The organism is bacterium (genome assembly GCA_040757115.1).
In the GTDB taxonomy this organism is placed as follows: domain Bacteria; phylum UBA9089; class CG2-30-40-21; order CG2-30-40-21; family SBAY01; genus JBFLXS01.
Map to the genome: position 1 here is coordinate 1 of JBFLYA010000207.1, position 6,654 is coordinate 6,654.

At 37.9% G+C, this 6,654-nt stretch carries 6 protein-coding genes; all 6 read left to right on the plus strand.

Annotated features, from left to right (window positions below):
- On the plus strand, positions 1 to 400 hold a 400-nt coding region (locus AB1422_14890), incomplete at its 5' end, for a hypothetical protein (protein ID MEW6620598.1).
- Between the two features lie 15 nt (positions 401 to 415).
- Positions 416 to 1,474, plus strand: a complete 1,059-nt coding sequence (locus AB1422_14895) for a hypothetical protein (protein MEW6620599.1) — start codon at positions 416 to 418, stop codon at positions 1,472 to 1,474.
- A gap of 147 nt (positions 1,475 to 1,621) precedes the next feature.
- Complete coding sequence (locus AB1422_14900) at positions 1,622 to 2,677, plus strand: hypothetical protein (GenBank protein MEW6620600.1); 1,056 nt, start codon at positions 1,622 to 1,624, stop codon at positions 2,675 to 2,677.
- A gap of 14 nt (positions 2,678 to 2,691) precedes the next feature.
- The gene (locus AB1422_14905) at positions 2,692 to 3,294 is read left to right on the plus strand and encodes a hypothetical protein (protein MEW6620601.1); all 603 of its coding nucleotides are present in this window, start codon (positions 2,692 to 2,694) and stop codon (positions 3,292 to 3,294) included.
- Positions 3,295 to 3,377: 83 nt separating this feature from the next.
- Entirely contained in the window at positions 3,378 to 4,418 is a 1,041-nt protein-coding gene (locus AB1422_14910) for a hypothetical protein (GenBank protein ID MEW6620602.1), read from the plus strand.
- A 17-nt stretch (positions 4,419 to 4,435) separates the two neighbouring features.
- Positions 4,436 to 6,654, plus strand: a 2,219-nt coding sequence (locus tag AB1422_14915; protein ID MEW6620603.1) for a hypothetical protein, incomplete at its 3' end; no start/stop codon positions are given.

The window sequence follows — 6,654 nt, forward strand, 5'->3', positions numbered from 1 at the left end:
TAATAATCATGAAATCTCTCAGGATGGCGGTAACCCCATCTGGTCACCCAGAGGCGACTTGATTGCCTTTGTCTGCAAAGGCTGGATATATACCATGAAACCAGATGGAAGCGAGAGGAGGAAGGTGATTGATGGAAATTATATAGGTGATTGGATACCAGATGGAAAAGCATTTACAGCATCTATATCAGGTGGTACTCATATAGTTGACTTAAATGGGAATGTTGTTAAATATACTGGATTATGTGGACAGTGGTCTCCTGATGGTAAAATGATACTTTGTGGATTTGATGTTTATGATTCTATTGATGGTAAAAAGATAGGAGAGCCATTATCAGTAGGAATTCCAAAATCTACAAGCAAATATTTCGTCTATAAAAGACCAAATAATATTTGGTAAAGGAGGGTAAAAGTCATGAAAAAAATTGCTATTTGTTTGGTAATGTTATGTATATTCAGCAATGAAGTAAGAGCAGAAGAAATTAATTGGGGGAGTTGCACCACTTATGCACCAATGCCTGTATTGTTCATTCATGGCATTAACGCTAATGCAACCACTTGGGATACAGCTACTAAAGAACTGGAGAAATATTTTGGATATAAATGGATGCGGTACGACGGAAAATATATAACTCCTGACCCTCATTTTTACCCTGTTACTTACGATGAAAAGAACCCCAACGCCCCGCAGAACAAGGTCGTGAAGCATTATTTAGAGGCGTTTGATTATGGTGGGGAGGATGCGGGTAAGAGTTTTAACCATCTTGATACATATAGTGATGTTTTAAAAAGACTCATTGAAGGAGATGATAAATCACCTGGTATATTAAAATCTTACTATGGCGATAACTATAATCCTACTACTGACAAACTCATTATCGTTGCTCATTCTCAAGGAGGACTAATTGCCAGACATTATATTCAAGAAAAGGATGGCTGGAAACATGTAAAGCGATTGATTACTATTGGAACTGCTCATACTGGAAGTTGGCTAGCAGATAAATTGATAAGAAGGACACGCGAGGTGCCTGAATCTGAATTTATATGGATACTTCAAGAAATGGCTATTCGTGGCCTGGCAAAGATATTAAAGGTAGAGAAGATAGAAGATATAGAAAAAGGTGCAATACAAGACCAACAAACAGAGTTGTATCAGTCTCCCATATCTATACTTGGGCATGCATATAATACTTTCCTTTGGCATCTTAACAATGGTTCAGGATTACGAAATTTACAGGATAATGTGGAAGTTGTATGCATAGTAGGGAAAATTGGGAAATTATTTTATAAAGATAGTGATGCAATAGTTAGTGGAAATAGTCAAAGAGGAGAAAGTGAAATTCTTCCTGTAAAATACTTTGAGCCAATCTCTATAATTGATATAAAAGATGGTTTAAAAGGAATGCATACTAATCGCTCCTACGGAGCTGAATTCTTTAAGGATTATCATAGTCTACAAATATATCACTCCTAACGGAGTTTAGAAAATATATTCAGCCCTGTAAGGGCGAGATGTTTATAGCTTTATCGTCTCAACATCAAATTAGCTCCATAGGAGCGATATGTTTATTGAGAAAGTTATAAATATTTTCGTGCAAAAGTTTGTTGTCATGAGGTAGGTATGATGATAAGGGTAATAGAAAACTTATGTATTTTAGTTTTGCTTATTCTTTTAGTAGTAATTATCTTCAAGAAGAAGGCGATAAAAATAATCATTATCAGTGGGATAATCATAGGAGCAATAATAGGTGGTTGTAAATGGTTAGAATATAAGTTTGGTGCCAGAGAGAGTGATAGGATTTCTTATTGTGCACCGTGTTGGGGACCAAACAACAAGATATTTTTTATTAAACATGTAATGTATGGAAATTATTCTCCATTGCTTGGGTCGATAGGATATTACTATAAGAAGAGTGAGATTTATCTTTGTTCTATGAATGCAGATGGGACAGATAAGAAAGAGATTGTAATGCTTGAGGATACAAGCAAGAAACCTGATTTTATTCCTGTGCCTGGGGATACAAGCAAAAAAGCTGATTTAATATTTCCTCGCTATCTTGATTATTGCTCAAAGAATGGTTTAATTCTCATGTCAGGAGGAGATATTCCCAGTGGTGGCTGGACTAATGGAATATGGATTATTACACCAGATGGAAGTAATCTGACAAAGGTATCAAATATAGGGATGCACGCCTCCTGGTCACCCAATGGAAAAAGGATGGTGTATGACGGAGAGAAAGGGATTTGGGTGATGAATATAGATGGAACTAATAATCATGAAATCTCTCAGGATGGCGGTAACCCCATCTGGTCACCCAGAGGCGACTTGATTGCCTTTGTCTGCAAAGGCTGGATATATACCATGAAACCAGATGGAAGCGAGAGGAGGAAGGTGTGTGATAATTATCTAGGCGATTGGTCTCCTGATGGAACAATGCTTATGACAGCGTCACCACGAGGTATTATCGACTTAAATGGTAAGAGTGTTAGAGAATTCCCCGTAGAAGAATCTACCAATGGAAAGTGGTCACCTGATGGAAAAATGTTTCTGGGGAAAAGGGACTTTATTTTATACGATAGTGTGACTGGTAAAAAGATAGGGTATCCATTATCAGTAGGGGTATTAAGATCTGAAGGCAAATATTTCGTCTATAAAAAACCAAATAATATTTGGTAAGGAGGGTAAAAGTCATGAAAAAAATTGCTATTTGTGTGGTGATATTGTGTATATTCAGCAATAAAGTAAGAGCAGAAGAAATTAGTTGGGGGAGTTGCACCACTTATGCACCGATGCCTGTATTATTTATCCATGGCATCAACGCTAATGCAGAAACATGGGATACTGCTACCAAAGAATTGGAGAAGTATTTTGGGTATAGATGGTTACTGTTTAATCGTTCTGATAAAAAAATAACAGAGGATGAGAAACCAGTTACTGTGGACCGAGATAATCCCAACGCCCCGCAGAACAAGGTCGTGAAGCATTATTTAGAGGCGTTTGATTATGGTGGGGAGGATGCAGGTAAGAGTTTTAACCATCTTGATACATATAGTGATGTTTTAAAAAGACTCATTGAAGGAGATGATAAATCACCTGGTATATTAAAATCTTACTATGGCGATAACTATAATCCTACTACTGACAAACTCATTATCGTTGCTCATTCTCAAGGAGGACTAATTGCCAGACATTATATTCAAGAAAAGGATGGCTGGAAACATGTAAAGCGATTGATTACTATTGGAACTGCTTTAGGGTCATTGGATTATAGTTTAGAGGAAATTGTTTTATAGGGTCGGTTTACGAACCAGCGGTTATCAGCTACCAGACAACGCATGCTAAAGCCTGCGGCTACCAACTTAAGGTGGAAAAGATAATGAAGACAATTGAAAATATATGTATTTTAGTTTTGCTTATTCTTTTAGTAGTAATTATCTTCAAGAAGAAGGCGATAAAAATAATCATTATCAGTGGGATAATCATAGGAGCAATAATAGGTGGTTGTAAATGGTTAGAATATAAGTTTGGTGCCAGAGAGAGTGATAGGATTTCTTATTGTGCACCGTGTTGGGGACCAAACAACAAGATATTTTTTATTAAACATGTAATGTATGGAAATTATTCTCCATTGCTTGGGTCGATAGGATATTACTATAAGAAGAGTGAGATTTATCTTTGTTCTATGAATACAGATGGGACAGATAAGAAAGAGATTGTAATGCTTGAGGATACAAGCAAGAAACCTGATTTTATTCCTGTCCCTGGGGATACAAGCAAAAAAGCTGATTTAATATTTCCTCGTTATCTTGATTATTGCTCAAAGAATGGTTTAATTCTCATGTCAGGAGGAGCTATTCCCAGTGGTGGCTGGACTAATGGAATATGGATTATTACACCAGATGGAAGTAATCTGACAAAGGTATCAAATATAGGGATGCACGCCTCCTGGTCACCCAATGGAAAAAGGATAGTGTATGACGGAGAGAAAGGGATTTGGGTGATGAATATAGATGGAACTAATAATCATGAAATCTCTCAGGATGGCGGTAACCCCATCTGGTCACCCAGAGGCGACTTGATTGCCTTTACCTGTAAAGGCTGGATTTGGGTGATGAAACCTGATGGGAGTGAGAGGAGGATGGTACATAAAGGAATGTATCTTTTTGATTGGATACCTGATGGAAACGGAATTATTAAAGATGGAGCACCTGGAACTGGATGGGGTATTTTTGATATAAATGGGAATGTGATAAAAAGGTTAAAATGGGGAGGATATGTTTCATCAGATGGCAAGTTAATATTATCTCTTGATTTTACTGTGTTTGATATTAATAAAGAGGTAGAAATAGAACCTTTCGCTGATATTAAACAAACTGAAAAACATTTTGTATATAAAAAACCAAATAACATTTGGTAAAAAGGGGGTATATCATCATGAAAAGGATAATCTTATGTATTTTATTATTGCTTTGTGGATGGAGCAGTAAAGTAAGTAGTGAGGAACTTACCTGGGGTAGTTGTACTACTTACGCACCTATGCCTGTATTGTTTATCCACGGGATTAACTCTAATTGTAAAACATGGGATACTGCTATTCCTGAGTTAGAGAAGTATTTCCAGTATAGACAGGAAAGATTTAATGAACCTAATTACTTTATTTCTCCTTTTCACCCCACTCGAAAAGGCGTCACCTACTTCAAAGATGAGAAAACCAATTACGAATCCCCCGCCAAGCTCTATTTAGAGGCGTTTGATTATGGTGGGGAGGATGCAGGTAAGAGTTTTAACCATCTTGATACATATAGTGATGTTTTAAAAAGACTCATTGAAGGAGATGATAAATCACCTGGTATATTAAAATCTTACTATGGCGATAACTATAATCCTACTACTGACAAACTCATTATCGTTGCTCATTCTCAAGGAGGACTAATTGCCAGACATTATATTCAAGAAAAGGATGGCTGGAAACATGTAAAGCGATTGATTACTATTGGAACTGCTCATACTGGAAGTTGGCTAGCAGATAAATTGATAAGAAGGACACGCGAGGTGCCTGAATCTGAATTTATATGGATACTTCAAGAAATGGCTATTCGTGGCCTGGCAAAGATATTAAAGGTAGAGAAGATAGAAGATATAGAAAAAGGTGCAATACAAGACCAACAAACAGAGTTGTATCAGTCTCCCATATCTATACTTGGGCATGCATATAATACTTTCCTTTGGCATCTTAACAATGGTTCAGGATTACGAAATTTACAGGATAATGTGGAAGTTGTATGCATAGTAGGGAAAATTGGGAAATTATTTTATAAAGATAGTGATGCAATAGTTAGTGGAAATAGTCAAAGAGGAGAAAGTGAAATTCTTCCTGTAAAATACTTTGAGCCAATCTCTATAATTGATATAAAAGATGGTTTAAAAGGATTTCATGGTAACCAAACTAATCAATGGGATAAAATCCGCCAATCCCTTGACGGTATTCCCGATAAAGGGACAAAGACTTATGATACGCCTTGTGTAACACTTGGGACATCTACCGTTACGCCAGGCACTTATAGTTTATACTACCTTGGCTCAAGCGATAATTTCTATATCACTGGCAAGATTCAGGATTACATCCCCGCTTCTTGCAGTATTACGGTAGAGATAGACTCTGAAGGCAATTATGCCTCAGATAAAGATGGGCAAATAAAAGAGCGACAGGATTTAATCCAGCCAATTGATATGAATACTGAATCTCAGGAGTTGCCACAAAAGCCGGCAAAACTCAATGCCAGCTTTAACTTCCATCCCACTAACTTACTTACCCAGGGCAGTCACACCTTCCGGGTGACGATAAAAAACCCTGCCGGGCTTATCGGCACTTCGACGACAAAGGAAGGCTTTGACTGGATACCGTTTATGATTGTGGGATTACCCGTAGTTGAAGTGCCGATTCAGAAGTCTGCCTCGCCGGCGACTCCTATTGCTGGCGGGTTTCAGGCGGCTTCATCCTTGTTTTTCTGGGATAATCAAAATAATTACTGGGAGCGATGGATTAATTCTAATCTACGCGTGGATTCGGATAATATCATCCGCTATAATGCCGGCACCTCTAACCTCGATAACCCTAACCTCCGACATCGTGTCTATCTGGAAAGTAGAATCTATCCGGCTGGCTCAATATATCCTAAAGCCTCTTGCGTCAATAAAAAGGAGACTCAGGCGATTACCTATACCTACGCCTCGCCACCTTTTAAACTACTCCCATTTACTAAAGCCGATAACACGGTAGTATATCGGCCTGATGTAGATGACAACGGCACAATTACCTATCCAGAAGATATGGTTACCTTTACTAATAACGAGGTTATCTTCACCCCAAAGAAAGATGCCTTACCCAATCTTAATTTTGGACCAATCATCCCGGGTAATCCGATGTATACTTACCCACTACACATAATTATCCCACCAGAATATCAAGGTGTTTCTTCTCATGAGCTGGATATTTATATCAATCAGGTCGGAGGATTGTATGCCTTAGAATCGCTACAGAAGGCGTTCGATTATAGTCAGGCTTTATCCAGCCAACAGGGTTTTAACCCCACGATAAATATTGCCTGGGCACAAAATGCAGATTTAACCAATGACGGGATTACAGGGTTTGG